The organism is Aminobacter anthyllidis (assembly GCF_018555685.1).
Lineage (GTDB): Bacteria > Pseudomonadota > Alphaproteobacteria > Rhizobiales > Rhizobiaceae > Aminobacter > Aminobacter anthyllidis.
Genome location: NZ_JAFLWW010000014.1, coordinates 94,438 through 110,079, shown reverse-complemented (window position 1 = coordinate 110,079; position 15,642 = coordinate 94,438). Strand labels below are relative to the sequence as shown.

Below are 15,642 nucleotides of genomic sequence, written 5' to 3'. Positions count from 1 at the left end.
TCCTGGGTTGCGTTGGTCTTTCGCGGCATGCCGCTCAGCCTGCGCCGGAGAAGGCGCAGGGTCGGCGCTGGCGCGCTCGCCAGCGTCGCTTTCGATGACCCGAATGGCGGCGACCGGACACTGGCTGGCCGCGAGCCGCGCCGCGGCGTGCAGCGCCTGCGGGACCTTCGCCACGCACACTTCCGCCACGCCGTCCGGTTCGCGCTGGCGAAAGATGCCCGGCAGCGTCAGCACACACTGCCCGGTGGTTCCGCATAGATCCTGATCGATCACGACGCGCATCTCAGCCCCCCTTATGCAGCCGCACCGGCAGCGCGCGGAACGTCCTAAGGAACGCGGAGGGTTCCCGGGTCGGCTGCTCGGCCAATGCCAGGGTGGGGAAGCGCGCTTGGATGCGCGGCAGGCTCTCGGCCAACTGCACCCGGGCCAGTTGCGCACCGAGGCAGAAGTGGATGCCGTGGCCGAAGCTCAGCATGATCTTCCCGTCGGTCGACATGCCAGGAGTGGTGCCGTAGAACCGCGCGGGATTGAAGCGGTCGGGATCGGCGAAGGCGTCCGGGTCGCGATTGCCGGCCGCGATGAGCACGCGCACGTCCGCGTTCTTCGGGATCACCACGCCGCCCAGTTCGATGTCGCGCTGGGCGATACGCGGAATGGAGCTGAACATGGCAGGCGCGTCGCAGCGCAGGACTTCTTCGACGAATGCCTTCACCCCCACAGCGTCTCCCTGCAGCCAGTGCCGCTGTTCGGGATACGCGAGCATCGCCAGGACCGCATGGTCGATGGTCGCAGCAGTGGTGGCGAAGCCGCCCAGCAGCATGCCCCACAGCATGCTGATCAACTCCGCATCCGACAGCGTGTCGGCATCGTCGTCGTGTGCGCCGACCACCATCGACACGATGTCGTTGCGGGGATCGGTGCGCTTGCGCTGTATGAGATCGCCGAAGTAGGCCTGCACCCTGGCGCTGGCCGCGTCCGCCGCAGCGAGCTGGGGATCGCTGGCGTGTGGGCTCAGGCCTTCCAGAATGGCGCCGATGCCGGCAGCGAGCCCGAACATGTCGTCCTGGGGCATGCCGAACAGTTCGGCGAAGACCAGCATTGGCAAGGCCAGCGCGAATCCCCAATGCAGGTCCACCGCCTCCCCGCGCTCAAGCGCGGGCGCCATGCCGTCCAGGCGCGCCGCGACGATGCGCGCGATGCTCGGCCGCAGGTTGTCGATCTGGCGCATGGTGAAATCGCGAGAGATCAGCCGGCGCAGACGCGTATGCGTCGGTGGTTCCTTCATCGCTAGCGTGGACGCCAGGAGATTGAGTGACAGGCTGGTCGCCGCACGCGGGAAATAGCGCGCCAGTTCGCCCGGCGCCGGTCCCCGAAACGCGTCGCCCGTGGCCTTGAGCGCCCAGAAGATGTCGGCGTGGCGGCTCAACAGAAAGAGGCCCGACGCCGCGCGATGCACCGGATCGTGCTCGCGCAACCACCGCATGAACGGATACGGGTCGTGGATGCACGCTGGCGACGCAAGTTCGGCGAAGGCGTCCCGGCATGCTGCCTTGGTTTCTTGCACGTCCATCTTGGTTACCTGTTGGCTGGCTGATCTGACCGGCGCGCGCTAGGCGCGCCGGCAAATTGCGGAGTAGATCGCGATTCCGGGCGGCGTCCGCGCGTCACCAGAGCACCGGGAACTCCTCGAACCCGCCAGTGATGATCTCCTTGCGCAACTTCAGTTCTTCGGGCGCCACGGCCAGGCGCAGCGCGGGAAAGCGCTGGAAGATCGAGCCGACCACCACCTTGAGTTCCAGCCTGGCCAGCGCCATGCCGATGCAGTAGTGCGGCCCGTGCGAAAACGTCAGGTGCGGATTTTCGTCGCGTCCGATGTCGAAGATTTCCGGGTCGTCGAAATGGCGCGGATCGAACGACGTCGCCGGCAGGCCGACCAGCACCTTGCTCTCCGCGGGAATATGCACGCCCGCGATAGTCACGTCGGTCCTCGGATAGCGCATGATGCCGTCCCAGCCCGCGCCCGGCGGGTACATGCGCAGGATTTCCTCCACCGCCTTGTCCACCAGGGATGGATCGCCGACTAGGCGTTCGCGCTGTTGCGGATGGCGGAACATGGCCAGCAGGCCGAATTCGATCTGCGCGACGGTGCTCTCGTGCCCCGCCACCAGCATGCCCGCCGCCAGGCCGATCGCCTCTTCCTCGGTCGCATTGCCCTGCTCGACCGCCGCGAGCAGATCCGTCAGCAGGTTGTCGCCCGGATCCTGGCGCTTGTCCCACATCTTGCCGCGAATGTAGGCGCGCAGTTCTTCCCAGGCCAGGCGCGACGCGCTGCGCGGGCCGCTTTCATGCTGGTGCGTCATCACTTCGTCGGACAGCCCGGCGAAAAAGGCGTGATCCTCGTAGAGCACGCCCATCAGCGCGCTGATGACCATGGCCGGCAGCGGAAAGGAGAGGTGGCGCCTCAGGTCGGCGGGCTGGGGCTGGGCCGCCAGCGTCTCGAACAACTGCGCGGCGATCGCCTCGACCTGCTGCGCGAGCACCTTCACCCTGCGGTTGCTGAAGGCCGGCGCCACGATCGTGCGTAACCGGGCATGCTCGCCCCCCTCGTGCGAGACAAGCCACCCCGGCGAACCGAGAATCACCGAATCCGGGGTGAATGCCGCCGGCGGCATTCCCGCGGGCCGAAACGCCGCGTCGGACAGCGCCGCCTTGGCCTCGTCGTAGCCTGTCACCCACCAGCCTTCGTGCCCGGACGGGAAGCGTACGCGGTGGATCGGACCGTTGGCGCGTAGCGCCAACATCTCAGGCGAGGGCTCGATGTGATCGACGCGCCACATCGGCAGCGTCGGCAAGGGTTGTTCGGACATGGTGGCACTTCACTCTCTAAGCGATGGAAGGGCGGAAGGCGCTGCGGGCAGCGAATGATTACGACGGCACGTAGACGTCCTCCGGGGAGTAGCCCGACTCGATGTCAAGATCGGCCAACGTGTAACTGTCTAGGCATACCGCGCGGCGAGATGCAGAACTTTATCCTGCGCCTTCGAGTTCAGGATTAAGGCGAGTGTGGTGGGCCCTTGAGTCGCAGCCGGCCATCAAGATTTCCTGCGCAAGCGTCGACAAGGTTGGCAGCCTGTTTGGGTACGGGCGGTTTCGCCAAGGCCCCCTTGCCATAGGATGCTATCTGATGCGGATTTGACATTATGCTTTTCTTTCTTCGTTCCATCGATCGCGGTGTCATCCACGAAATGAAGATCGGTCGTCGGCTCCCGGCTCCCAACGAAGGAGTTTCAAAACTCGTGCCAATTTGGCCGACCCAGCAGAAGAAAAACATTGTGATTGCTTTTCAGGGGATTAGCCTGAGGCAGACAAGAGCTCGATGAAATAGCCCGGTGTCGCGGACCCAACAAAGGCGACAAAACAGTGTCGGATAGTATACGGTCGTCAGACGCCAGACCGGCGACACCTTCTTTATTAGTTGTCCTGTCGTAGAATGATGGCAGGCGACCTGACCGTATTGACCCATAGGAGGGCTCCTGGTTGGCTCAGGGGTCACGTGCTTGCTCCGGGCGCGCTCGAGGCGGCTTGCGGGCTCGTTGCCAATGCAACACAGGCGATCCGCAACACCGCCATCTGGGGCGAAGCCGGCACGGCCCAAGATGTTCGGCGCTTGGGACGGCAACCTGATGACGGAATGGCATGTCCGCTATGGCGGTCGCGCCGTGATGATCTACTGGCATGTCGAAAAGGGCTCGACCTGCATTTTCTCGCAGCTCAAGCGCTGTTCGTCTTCGGAGGTCGCCGCGATGATCAAGGCGTTCTGCGACACTGCACCAACGTCGAGATCCAGCGCCAATATGTCGACAGCCATGGCCAGAGCGCCCGCGGCGTCCCTTTTGCCGCCTGCTCGGGTTCAACCTGCCGCCACGCCTGAGGGCGATCGCCTGGCAGAAGCTGGCGCTGCCAGGCCTGCGCGCTGAATTGCCAAATGCTTCCCATTCTTTCCAAGGTCCTCACTTGGGAGGAGGTCGAGCAGCAGTATGGCCACAGTCAATCTGGGCCGGCCAGAACGACATCGGAATAGTGTCCGGCCTTCGTTCATCTCGAAGAAGGGATGACCGACCGGTCCGTTTTTCGCGCATGCGGCAGCTCCATTGCGATCGCGGCAATTCGGATTGGCGCGGACGCCATGTGCTCCGACCCTGAGGGGCTGTCCCGGTCGACAAGAGCCATCGCTCAGCGGCGATCAAGTCATCGGCTTTCGGAATGACCGGCGACGCTTGGTCTCAACGACTATGCCGGTCGGGCTGTCGGCCGTATTCTTCGCCTTGAAGACGGCGGTTCGCTTCAGTTTTGGTTTGGGTGGCGCTTGAGGCTCTACCCTTGGCTCCGGCGTTTGCTTGCCCTTTTGTTTGTCCTTGCGGGCGCAAAGTAAAGCCTTGGCGGTCGCCGCGTCCGCATCCGAGACCATGCCGGCCGGCTTGCCATTGAGATCGATCCGTGCGGCGCCGGCATCCAGTCTTGCCAAGTATCTGGCCATCTTGGTATACGCCAGCAGGGCTCTCCTCAATTCATCATCAGACAGTTCGCCGTCGAGCACTCGAATGTCACGATGGATGCCGATCTTGAGCGGCCTGGGCGCTTTCGGATTGAACGCCGCAGGCCACTTGGCCGATAGATAGCGAAAAAGCTGTGCAGGCGATTTGCCTCGGCTACAGCTCAACATCATAAGCCTCGCCCCATTGTTTTCGTTTGCAATTCGGACCTTCCTAGCACGGATATATGCAATGATTTGGAAAAATGAGCATTTGCCCCGCAGGGCAAAGCAGCGGGCGCCTCCTCATTCGGACACGCGAAGTGCCTGGTGGGCCGAGCAGGATCGGCACCAATCACGCCGAGCCGTCCCGATAGAGTTCACAGCCATACATCAGGGTCGGTGGAATGCTGTTCTCCCATATCTCCGCCAGCTCATTGACCCTTGGCAGCGCATCTCAAACGCCGGCAGCGAAAAAGACTCGACGGCCCTCCGCGGAGGGCCGTCAGCTAGTAGGACCCAAAACCGTCGCGGCTCCTCTCACCCGTTCGGCTGTTCCGTCGTACCAGGGCGTCGCGTAGCGCGAAAGCTAATCAGGCGACCGTTCCGTGATCTCGGCCGGATCGACGCCGTCCTGGGACAGGAAGGCAGGCGAATGGCTGGCAAAAAGCGTTCCGCCACAACCCGGCGTCGATCACCAGAACCTGGCGCGGGCGCGGCGGAACTGCCGGGCGGCGGCCATTCCGGAATAGCTGCCGCCGATGACAATAGGCGCAGCGAAATTCAGAGGTTGTGGGCGACAGGCTTCGGCCTCCCATTCGATTGCCGACTCGGCTCATGCCTTGACGGGCAATATTCTGAGGATGTTTGCACATCACGTTCATGGTTGCCACCATGGAGATCGCCTCAGAAGCGGCGCCCAATCGGAAACATTAGCACCTCCGCGTTTTGGCTCGGCTGCTTGAACTCCTCGACGGCAACTGCCTCAATTAGCAGATCCAAGGCTTCGCGCCCCAACCCGGCGCGGTTAATGACGCTGGCCAAGGAACTCATGTGATGCCCTGATCAATCGATCAATCCAGTCCGGAAAGTGTAGTGGTAACATCCCAGTTGCTGTGGACCATCTTGTTGAGACAACTGGACCTTTCAAAACGCACTGTTCAAGCTTAGAGAGGGTAAGTCCAAAGCGCCGACCGGAGAGAAGCAAGGCCTCCCGAAAGATGCGCAACGCCGGGGAAGCAGAAGCCTCCAAAAGCGCGACTTCAACACGCCGAATAGAGAAGCAACCCTCGGACGCGCAGGTAGGGCGAGCCACCTCGCCGGCAGAAGCGGACACTCGGTCTTACCCTCTTCCTGTGCATCACGGCGCTCATGCGCTCACTACTGAGAGCACGCCGCCGACTCCTTGTTTCTCATCAGGCTTGCTGTGAGCTTTCAGGCGGGAAGTTGTGGCGAACTATTTGGCCACGTTTATGATCCCAACTCCATTTTCGATCGTAATATCGGTTCCAAATGGCCTTGAGAGCTTCTGTAGATGTGCCAGAATAGCTTCAGCCTCCGGCTGGGCAGCGAGACGCGGCACGCCGCGGTTGGCCAGCCTTTCTGAATAACCGAGTCCAACCGGAAAGAGCTTCAGTTCCACAAGCTGATTTTGCTCAAATCGGCTTGCGGTGTATATACTTTGATAGAAGGCCTCTCTGTTCGGCGGCTCTTTCTCGAGAGCGTCGACTCGAGCCCAGTCTTTCATCGACTCAACCAGCAACTCGGCAACTGTATCAACCCGCGGGTCTTTGTTGTACCGGGCGTAATAGTCTGCTCCCTGAACGGACTGAAGGTTGTCAAAAACGAAATGTCCCAAGCTATAAAAGATAGGCCGCCGTTTATAAATCTCGATACCTCTCAGTCGGTGCGGTCCGTGGCCGACATATGCGTCAGCCCCAGCATCGATCAAGGCTCGCGCGAATGATTGTTCGTAATCGGGCGGCTCCTGGCTCCATTCTCCCGGCTCATGCCCGTGGTTACTGACGATTAGGAAGTCTGAGTACTGCTTTCCCCCGCGCACATTTCGTAGGATCTCATTTACATCACGCGCGTCGGGCTCAAAGCTATAACCGACCTTTTCACCAGACTTGAACGTTGTCCCAGCGATGACGACTTGGTCTTCGTTTTCACAGCAAAGGGGGTCAGGCAACTCCTTGCGTATTTGCTTAAGACTCGTGAGCATCTCCGGTCGGATCACAACGCTATGAGCTAAACGAAGAGCTGCCAGTCCTGGGCGACCTGGCGCCTCACCAGCCGGATCGCCCGCCCGCGCCATCGGCGGGAACGTTGCAGCGAAGGCTACCAACGCCACTCGACCACGTGTAGTTTCGAGGTAGCGGGCAGCGCCAGCTCGGGCAAGATCCTCACCTACACCCGCGTAAATGATACCATTCTGATCGAGCACTCGGCCAGTCTCGCGCATACCTTCAAGCCCCCAGTCGAAGGTATGATTGTTTGCATAAGACAGGATGTTAAATCCCATTGCTTTCAACTCGGGTCCAAGATCCGGCGAAGCCACGTGATAGGAATCGCCGTTGACTTGAGGGCTGCCTTTGAACGCGCGGATGTCGAAGATGTTCGTCTCTAAGTTGCCGAATGTGACATCGGCATTCCGAAGTTTTTCGACAATTGGCTGAAAGCCGTTGCGCTGATTAGTCGTTACTGGCCGCCTCATCATGAGGTCCCCGACCGCAACCATCGTGAACCCATCGACGACGTTCGTAGCCGTCGAACCGACATTATCAAACTTTCCATCTTGCGCCATAAGTATCAAACCTCCGAAAGAGTAGAATGACGTAGAATGATTGAATTGGCTGCTACAGCCATTCCATTAGTTTAGGGTACCTAGTCGACTTTTGTAGATAGATAGTCAAAGGCTGCTAGCGTATGCGTCTTAGCAATATGCAAGAACTCATCGATGCGGACTAACTCATCAGCCGTTCCCATCCCCGTCGGAGATGGCCCGTAGACAAATGCCGGTATTCCTGCGTAGCGCCAGAGGCGCGCATCACATCCACCGAGGGCGATGATCGGGCTTGGCTCGACGTTGGAGACTCGCTTCGAATTCTCAATCAACGCACGAACCATTGGGTGGTCTGGTGGAGAAGTGCTTGCAGCGTCGTCGTCCAACACCTGTATCTCGGCCTCGGGAAACTTCGCTACGATTTCATTCAGACGGTCCTTTACCGTGAAATGCGGTACGTCCGGCGGAGTGCGGATGTCAACCTCAAATTCACACTCTGACGGCACCATGTTGATCTTAACACCGCCCTTGATCGTTCCCACGTTCAGCGTCGTCGACGAAATGATACTTGACGCGCCGTGCCCGTAGGCCTTGTCAATCGTAGCTGCGCTTTTTTGAAGCGTGATTGTTAGAGGAGTATCTGCTGGAGCGCGGATTTCTTGCAGCGATTGAAGTTCCGCTATTAGGGCAGATGCAATGGTGATAGGATTGCGGCTTAAATGAACGTAAGCTCCGTGCGCGCCCGGTGTTCGGATGCGGATCCTCGCCCAAAGCCTGCCTTTTTCACCAAACCGCACCGCGTATTGGCTTGTTGGTTCACCGCTAAGTAGGCAATCTCCTAGAACTTCTTTTCTGTGCTCAATGAGATAGCGCGCGCCCCACGGCCCGAATGTTTCTTCGTCTGAAACCACCGTAAGAACAAGTGAGCCTTTGAGATGCTCTCGTATCGCGTGGAGTTCCGCGAACGCAAAAACAAGCGCGGTTGTGCCAGATTTCATGTCACAGGCACCCCTGCCAAATATGCACTCGTCAGCCTGAACTGCGGCCCATGGATCATGTGACCACTGGGAAAGGTCCCCGACTGGGAACACGTCAAGGTGGCCATTCAAGACAAGCCGCGGCCCCTCGCCCCCTCCTCCACTAAACTCCGCGATGAGGTTCGGCATGCCTTCATTGGGTTCGACGACTTCGTAAAATATGCCACGCTCTGATAGAAACTGCAAAACGAGGTTCATAGCGGCTGTCGTGTTCCCTGGTGGATTGGGCGTGGGGGTCTGGATGAGACGGCGCAAAAAGTGCACCATCTCGCTCTCGCGATTTGAGAGACCGGAGAGAAGCAGATCTTTAATACTTGTCATTGTGCTGTTCTCATCTATCTCGTGAGTTCTCTATGATGCGACAAAATCGCCGCCGCAGTCGGTAGCCCGCATCCCACAGCCGAGCTTGGCTCTTGGCTCACCGACTGATGTTGATCCGTCACACCGCGGGCTTTTTCGAGCGACTTTCGAAGACGGCCGTATCGGGTCCGTCTGATCGTTGATCTTTGTCGCCCGCAGGCGACTTGTTCCGGCTCGTCAAGTTGATTTTATATCGCTCCACAGCTTCCAGCCGAGGTCTTACGACAGACCAAAGGCGGCGATCCAAAGCTAGCGCGAGTGTTTCAACAATGGCGGCAAGGCCAAGCAAGCTGTCCCAAGGCGACGAAGTTTCTACTTTCGCGCGAAAGACGTGCGTAGCCACTTCGGCGGCTTCTGACATCCACTGGTCAGTAAAAAGGATAACAGTACATCCTCGTTGAGAGGCGATACGAGCAGTCGTAACGACATCATCCTGATAACGCCGAACATCGAATAGGATGACAATGTCCTTTTTTCCAAGGTCAATGAGTCGATCAGCACGCTCCTGATTGACGGCCGGTAACTGAAATACAGCGCGTCTCATCTTACGAAGGTGATACAAAAGGTGTCCGGCGACAGTCTTAGTTAGATCCCCCCCCAAAACATTGACGCTTCGACGGTCGTCGGCGAGTAGCTCAATAACTTCGTCAACCACAGCAGGTTCGATTTCGCCCAGCGTCGCCCGAACGACTTCCAGCAGTTCATTTCCGAAGTCGCTGCCAACGTCTATTTTTGTTGGGCGCGGCCTTGTTAAGGGGAACTTTCGGCTGTCGTCGATCTCCTCTCGCAACGCTCGCCGAAAATCGGGATAGCCGCCAAAGCCAAGCTTCGTAATGAAGCGCAATACAGTCGGCGCGCTTACCTCAGCTTGCTCTGCAAACGCCGTCACACTCTCTAGCCCGATAGCCGGGTACCTGGCCAGAAGTACCCGGGCAACGCGCTTCTCCGAGGTGGTCATCGAGCTCATGGCTGCGGAAATGCGATCGGCAATCAATATTTGGGGGTCGGACATCTAAGCGGCCTTCCATGGCCCACTCCGTTGCGGGCCGAGTAGTTTATCGATCGCACATCCTGTAATAGATTGTACAGATCGCCGTCAATATCTCGTCCTGTGATTTCCGTGTAACGAGGCCGGAAGGGTTGGCACCAAGGCGAAGGGTTGCGGAAGGCGGTCGCCTGCCCCCCAGAATTGGTGCATTCTCGCGAGGAAGTCCGTCTCGACACGGTGAAGTGAAATGTACAGAAATTATTGTTGACAGCGATTAGTGAAAAATTCATAACAAAGATGAGGACGGCTTTTTTGAGCCGATCTCCAGCAGCAGGTCGCGGCGCTGTTGCACCACCGGACCCTGCTTCCGCAAAACGATCAATCAAAGGGGAATGAAGTTATGAAGGGAATATTGGGAACGATCGCATTCGCAACATCCATCATCGCGGTATCGTTCGCCTCATTGGCGAACGCCGGAGAGGTGCTCGACAAGATTCTTGCCGCGAAAACCCTTACCGTGGCTGTGTCTCCGAATTACCCGCCGAACTCGTTTCTGAACGATAAAGGGGAACTGGTCGGCTTCGATGTGGATATAGGAAGGCTCGTCGCTGAGCGCATTGGTGTTGGGGTCAAGTATGAAACGCCGGCATGGGACATCATCACTTCAGGCAGATGGCAAGGTCGCTGGGACATCGTCGTCGCTGCGATGGCGCCCACCAAGGATCGGGCGAAGATATTCAACTTTCCGGCCACCTACGAATACACGGTAATCGTCGCTGCCGTGCACAAGGATAGCAAGGCCACCAAAGTTCAGGACCTCGACGGGAAGCTGGTTGGCGCGTTGGCTGGATCGATGTCGTATGACTACGTCAGCCAGAACTTCAAAAAGGACGAGCTGATCGGGGTTCCCAATTTCGACTATCAGTTTAAGCCTGGTCAGATTAAGCCCTACGAGACGTCTAATAATGGTTTGGATGATCTTCGCATCGGTGACGGAAAGAGACTGGACGCGTTTGTCTCAGAAGACTCCGTCATCCTTGACGCTATCAAGGCTGGATATCCGATCAAGCAACTTGGGAGTGGCTTGATGTATGGCCCCGCTGTCATCGCCACTTTGCCTGGGGATGCTGAACTTGACCAAAAAATCACCGAGGCGATTAAGGGGCTGAGAGAAAGTGGCAAGCTGTCTGAGCTTTCAATGAAGTGGTTTGGACGAGACGTCACGACTGCAAAGCAACAGTAGTAACACAGAGCGGACCGTCAAGCGGTCCGCTTTGTCCTGGATATCAACTCATGTTGTACAACGATACTGTCGACTCGGAGGCGCTTGTTCACAGACCGTGGTTTGTGGCGATAGTCTTTGCAGTAGTTATGGCCATTTGCTCTGCAATAAACTTTACCGATACCTGGATGGGCGAACTGATGCGAGCGGTGATTGGCGAGCCATTGACCAGCGGGCTCTACGGTCGCTTTGCAACTGGACTTGTCCTCTCTTTACTTTTCTGCGCGAATGTTATTGTGATTGGCTTTATACCATTTAAAGCGCAGGTGATAACCGTCTGGGTTGAACTACTTCTGTCATTTTTAGCGTTCTTCAATGCGTTCGACCTAAGTCTGCCGTTTATCTGGGACAAGTTACCTATATTGTTATCTCAAGGGCTATTCACAACGCTTTACGTTGCCGCAGTGTCGATTTTCTTCGCTACCATTCTTGCCATCATTGGTGCTGTCGCAAAGCTCTCTGGAAACGGTTTCGCGTATGCAATCGCGAGTTTTTATACATCGTTCTTCCGCGGGCTTCCTCTGCTTATGCAACTGTATCTAATTTACTTGGGGCTTCCGCAGTTGGGCGTCGTTCTCGATGCCGTGCCGTCGGGTGTGCTTGCTCTCTCACTTTGCTACGGCGCATATATGACCGAGATCTTTCGTGCAGGTATCCAGAGCATCGATCGAGGACAATGGGAGGCGTCCCGGTCGATCGGCTTCGGATTTGGCCTGACGATGCGAAAAATTATCCTGCCACAGGCGCTTCCCGTAATTATTCCTCCGACTGGAAACCAATTCATTTCCATGCTGAAGGACAGTTCGCTCGTATCCATTGTCGGGGTTTGGGAGCTAATGTTCCTCGCGCGCGCGCTGGGCCAAGCGACCTTTAAACATATGGAAATGCTGATTGCGGTCGCTCTAATATACTGGATTCTCTCTGCCTGCATGGAAATCGTCCAGGCACGTATTGAGCGCCATTACAACAGGAGTAAAGTCAGGTGATCGGAGAGAACGCCATCGAGGTAAAACACGTATCCAAGTGGTATGGTGCATTTCAAGTCCTGCACGACGTTAATCTAACGGTGAGGAAGGGCGAGCGGATTGTTATTTGTGGCCCATCCGGTTCTGGCAAGTCCACGCTCATTCGGTGTTTCAATCGGCTGGAAGCCCATCAAAAGGGAGATATCACGGTCAATGGAATTTCCCTGCACAACAAAATGCGCGATATCGCTGAAGTGCGCCGCAAAGTCGGCATGGTCTTTCAGCATTTCAATTTATTCCCTCACATGACGGTTCTGATGAACTGCATGGCAGGCCCTATGTGGATCAATGGGGTTCCAAAAAAAGAAGCGCGTGATCGGGCTATGCATTACTTGAAGAAGGTTCGAATTCCGGAACAAGCGAATAAATTTCCGTCTCAATTGTCTGGCGGCCAGCAGCAGCGTGTCGCGATCGCTCGTTCACTCAGTATGCAGCCGACCGTGATGCTTTTTGACGAGCCGACATCGGCTCTCGACCCTGAGATGGTAGCGGAAGTGCTGGAGACCATAACAACCCTTGCGCATGAGGGTATGACAATGGTCTGTGTCACTCATGAGATGGGCTTTGCGCGAGCAGTTGCGGACCGAGTAGTCTTCATGGATGCGGGCCGCATTGTGGAGGAGGGTCGACCTGATGGCTTCTTCTCTGATCCTCAGCATGAACGGACGAAGTTGTTTTTGAGTCAAGTCTTGAGACACTAATCTTAAGTCATTGTTCCATCGATGACGACGACGCTCAACCCTATTCCGTCCTACGCTGTCGACGTTTGGGCGAGCATCGACGCCAATCGAACGCGGCAAAGCGGAACTGTTGGAGCGCGCGGACTTTCTCATCCCCAAAGGATAGGCAAGCCTCTACAGCCCCTTAAGCTAGGCATGAGACCGTAGCACCTTCGAAAGAAACGGAGTCAGGCCGAACGCTCCCATTTTTACAATATCGGCTATAACTCGGAGTGCTCTGCTAGCGCAGGGGCCAATGGTTATAGAACATGGGCCAATCTTATGTGCAGGAACTTACGCCCACATCAGCGATAGATCAGGCGGGCCGATCAACGAAAGGATCAAACATGGATAAATTGCCGCTAACAGTACCACCAGATCGTGCTTTTGGTAGTTTCCTTTTTTCTGACGTGACAACCGATTTGGATAATCTCGCTGCTGATATTGTCTTTATGGGAATTCCTTACGGTAGCGCATACGCGCCGGATTCGTTGTCAAACGATCAAACACGAGCACCTGATGTCATCCGGCAGGTGAGCAAACAGGCAGTATGGGCATTGGAGCGCTATGACTTCGACGTCGGTGGCCCCATTTTCGACAACCGTCCCATCAGAACGGCTGACGTTGGGAATGTGCCCTACGACATAGAAATCCCCGGGGGTGGACATTTTGCCAAAGCAGAAGAGGCGATGCGTAAAATACTGCGTGCCGGAGCTTTGCCGATAACTTTTGGTGGAGATCACGGTATCCCCAATCCCATCTTTCGGGCTCTATCTGAGCTTCATGGAGAGCCAATCACTCTAGTGCAGATCGACGCGCATATTGACTGGCGAGACGAAGTCAACGGAGTGCGTGACGGTCTCTCTAGTCCGATTCGTCGCGCATCTGAGTTGCCGCACATCGGCAATATCTTCCAAATTGGTATCCGGGCGCAGGGGAGTGGCCGCAGCGAAGAGTTCGAAGCCGCGGCGGCTTACGGTGCACATATCATTCCTGCATTCGAGGTGCACGATCGTGGCATCGATGCGGTACTCGATCAAATCCCTTCTAAAGGACGATATTACATCACGATCGATGCAGACGGACTTGATCCCTCAGTGGCCCCCGGAGTCGAAGGACCTGCGCCTGGTGGACTCACTTTTCACCAATGCAGAAGGTTGCTTCATGGGCTCGTCTCCAAGGGAAGAGTAGTAGGAATGGACATTGTGGAGGTTACTCCATCGCGTGATATTAATAACATCACGTCCATTGTCGCAGGACGATTGGCAGTTAACCTTATCGGAGCTGCCGTTCGTGCAGGCTATTTTGATAAGGCCTAGGAGAACCTGTGGGCGGGTGTCTGGACTGGCGTGTTGATCTGTGATTCTCTCAATCAGTACAATGGATTGAGGGATGCGATGTCACGTCGGCGCATTGGTCAGGAAAAGTTTGGTTTTTGCCGTTGATCGCGGCTAGCATTCGTCTTTGGATGCGCTTGCCAGACTGATTGACTGGGTGCCGATCGATCAGGCCCTTTGTGTGATTTCCTGCTCTTCGAAGGGCGAGCCTGCCTGGCCGCCAGAGGCCTTGTTCAAGGCGATGCTGCTGTCGATCTGGTACGACTTGTCCGACGTCAAGCTTGAACCGCGCCGGGTTTTCCGGAGGCCGTTTCGTTTGAGGCACGCGGCCATGGCTGGTTCTTCCAGCATGGCATAGCGTTCCTCGGCTTCGGCCGGCGGGGTGTTGCCGATGGGCTCCAGCAGCCGGCGATTGTTGAACCAGTCGACCCATTCCAACGTCGCGAACTCGACGGCCTCGAACGAGCGCCATGGTCCGCGTCAATGAATCACCTCGGCCTTGTAGAGGCCGTTGATCGTTTCGGCGAGAGCATTGTCGTAGCTATCGCCCACACTGCCCACCGAAGGCTCGACGCCGGCCTCCGCCAAGCGCTTGGTGTATCGAATGCTGACGTATTGGCTGCCTCTATCGCTGTGATGGATGAGCCCGCTTCCCTGCACGGGCCGCCGATCATGGAGAGCCTGTTCCAGAGCGTCCAGAACGAAGCTAGCATGCGCCGTCCGGCTCACCCGCCAGCCGACGATCCGGCGAGCATAGGTGTCGATGACAAAGGCGACATAGACGAAGCGCGTCCAGGTCGCGACGTAGGTGAAGTCGGAGACCCACAGCATGTTCGGCGCCGGGGCATGGAACTGGCGATTGACGTGATCGAGAGGGCATGGTGCCGCCTTGTCGCTCACCGTGGTGCAGATCGGCTTGCCACGGATGATGCCTTCGAGGCCCATGGCCTTCATCAGGCGGGCAACCGTGCAGCGGGCGACATCGAAGCCCTCGCGCTGCAACTGCCGCCAGACCTTGCGAACGCCGTAGACGCGGAAATTCGCCTCGAACACGCGTCGGACCTCATCCTTCAAAGCCTCATCCCACTTCGCCCGAGCCGACAGCCGGGAGGGATCGATGCGCTTGGCGACATGGTCGTGGTAGGTCGACGGGGCGATCGGCAGCACCTTGCAGATCGGCTCGACCCCATGCGCCTCGCGGTGATCGTCAATGAATGCGATCATGGCTTGAACCGGCGGTCGAGCTCCGCCTGGGCAAAATACGCGGAAGCCTTGCGAAGGATTTCGTTGGCCTGGCGAAGCTCGCGGTTCTCGCGTTCCAAAGCCTTGAGTTTCGTCGCCACATCCGTAGGCACACCGGCTCGCACGCCACTGTCGCGCTCGGCCTTCTTCACCCACTCATGCAGCGTCTGCGCCGTGCAGCCGATCTTGGCGGCGATCGACGACACCGCCGCCCACCGCGAGGCATCTCGCCTTCGTGATCCAGAACCAGCCGCACCGCACGGGCTCGGACCTCGGGAGAGAACTTGTTGGTCGTCTTGCTTGTCATGGCTCCACCTTCTCAGGAATTGGAGCCTC

Annotated in this window: 11 protein-coding genes, 3 pseudogenes and 1 other annotated feature; of the genes and pseudogenes, 6 read left to right on the top strand and 8 right to left on the bottom strand. The window is 57.6% G+C overall.

From position 1 onward, the window contains the following. From J1C56_RS33845 to J1C56_RS30565, 3 genes and pseudogenes are all read right to left on the bottom strand, one after another. Nucleotides 1–282 (bottom strand): annotated as a pseudogene (locus J1C56_RS33845) (ferredoxin); the annotation flags it as partial. A 1-nt stretch (nucleotide 283) separates the two neighbouring features. Beyond that, nucleotides 284–1,570, bottom strand: a complete 1,287-nt coding sequence (locus J1C56_RS30570) for a cytochrome P450 (protein ID WP_214393676.1) — start codon at nucleotides 1,568–1,570, stop codon at nucleotides 284–286. A gap of 94 nt (nucleotides 1,571–1,664) precedes the next feature. Further along, a complete protein-coding gene (locus J1C56_RS30565) occupies nucleotides 1,665–2,867 on the bottom strand; it encodes a cytochrome P450 (protein ID WP_214393675.1) in 1,203 nt (400 codons plus the stop codon). A gap of 746 nt (nucleotides 2,868–3,613) precedes the next feature. On the opposite strand from J1C56_RS30565, the pseudogene J1C56_RS30560 reads away from it, so the two are divergent. Next, nucleotides 3,614–4,039: pseudogene (locus J1C56_RS30560) on the top strand (Tn3 family transposase); the annotation flags it as partial. Between the two features lie 204 nt (nucleotides 4,040–4,243). Here J1C56_RS30560 and J1C56_RS30555 read toward each other — a convergent pair. From J1C56_RS30555 to J1C56_RS30540, 4 genes are all read right to left on the bottom strand, one after another. Beyond that, nucleotides 4,244–4,726: a ProQ/FINO family protein gene (locus J1C56_RS30555; RefSeq protein ID WP_246592170.1), complete on the bottom strand. Its 483-nt coding sequence runs from the start codon at nucleotides 4,724–4,726 to the stop codon at nucleotides 4,244–4,246. 1,261 nt (nucleotides 4,727–5,987) lie between these two features. Continuing rightward, nucleotides 5,988–7,337 carry a CapA family protein gene (locus J1C56_RS30550; protein ID WP_214393674.1) on the bottom strand — a complete coding sequence of 450 codons (1,350 nt, stop codon included), beginning with the start codon at nucleotides 7,335–7,337 and terminating at the stop codon, nucleotides 5,988–5,990. An 80-nt stretch (nucleotides 7,338–7,417) separates the two neighbouring features. Continuing rightward, nucleotides 7,418–8,674, bottom strand: a complete 1,257-nt coding sequence (locus tag J1C56_RS30545) for an ArgE/DapE family deacylase (protein WP_214393673.1) — start codon at nucleotides 8,672–8,674, stop codon at nucleotides 7,418–7,420. A gap of 118 nt (nucleotides 8,675–8,792) precedes the next feature. Next, nucleotides 8,793–9,725 carry a MurR/RpiR family transcriptional regulator gene (locus tag J1C56_RS30540; RefSeq protein WP_214393672.1) on the bottom strand — a complete coding sequence of 311 codons (933 nt, stop codon included), beginning with the start codon at nucleotides 9,723–9,725 and terminating at the stop codon, nucleotides 8,793–8,795. 376 nt (nucleotides 9,726–10,101) lie between these two features. Here J1C56_RS30540 and J1C56_RS30535 point away from each other — a divergent pair, with 376 nt between their 5' ends. From J1C56_RS30535 to J1C56_RS33930, 5 genes are all read left to right on the top strand, one after another. Beyond that, nucleotides 10,102–10,944 carry a transporter substrate-binding domain-containing protein gene (locus J1C56_RS30535; protein WP_214393671.1) on the top strand — a complete coding sequence of 281 codons (843 nt, stop codon included), beginning with the start codon at nucleotides 10,102–10,104 and terminating at the stop codon, nucleotides 10,942–10,944. A 50-nt stretch (nucleotides 10,945–10,994) separates the two neighbouring features. Next, nucleotides 10,995–11,969, top strand: a complete 975-nt coding sequence (locus J1C56_RS30530) for an amino acid ABC transporter permease (protein ID WP_214393670.1) — start codon at nucleotides 10,995–10,997, stop codon at nucleotides 11,967–11,969. Continuing rightward, nucleotides 11,966–12,709, top strand: coding sequence for an amino acid ABC transporter ATP-binding protein (locus tag J1C56_RS30525; protein WP_214393669.1), 744 nt, complete (start codon nucleotides 11,966–11,968; stop codon nucleotides 12,707–12,709). The genes J1C56_RS30530 and J1C56_RS30525 overlap by 4 nt, the downstream gene beginning before the upstream one ends. Nucleotides 12,710–13,074: 365 nt before the next feature. Beyond that, entirely contained in the window at nucleotides 13,075–14,046 is a 972-nt protein-coding gene (locus J1C56_RS30520; RefSeq protein WP_214393668.1) for an agmatinase, read from the top strand. Between the two features lie 175 nt (nucleotides 14,047–14,221). Next, on the top strand, nucleotides 14,222–14,422 hold the full coding sequence (locus J1C56_RS33930) for a transposase (RefSeq protein ID WP_476561160.1): 201 nt from the start codon (nucleotides 14,222–14,224) through the stop codon (nucleotides 14,420–14,422). Here J1C56_RS33930 and J1C56_RS30510 read toward each other — a convergent pair. Next, a pseudogene (locus J1C56_RS30510) lies at nucleotides 14,389–15,613 on the bottom strand (IS3 family transposase); the annotation flags it as partial. The gene J1C56_RS33930 and the pseudogene J1C56_RS30510 overlap by 34 nt on opposite strands. Continuing rightward, nucleotides 15,214–15,330, bottom strand: a sequence feature (AL1L pseudoknot). Its footprint overlaps the pseudogene before it by 117 nt. Nucleotides 15,614–15,642: the final 29 nt, after the last annotated feature.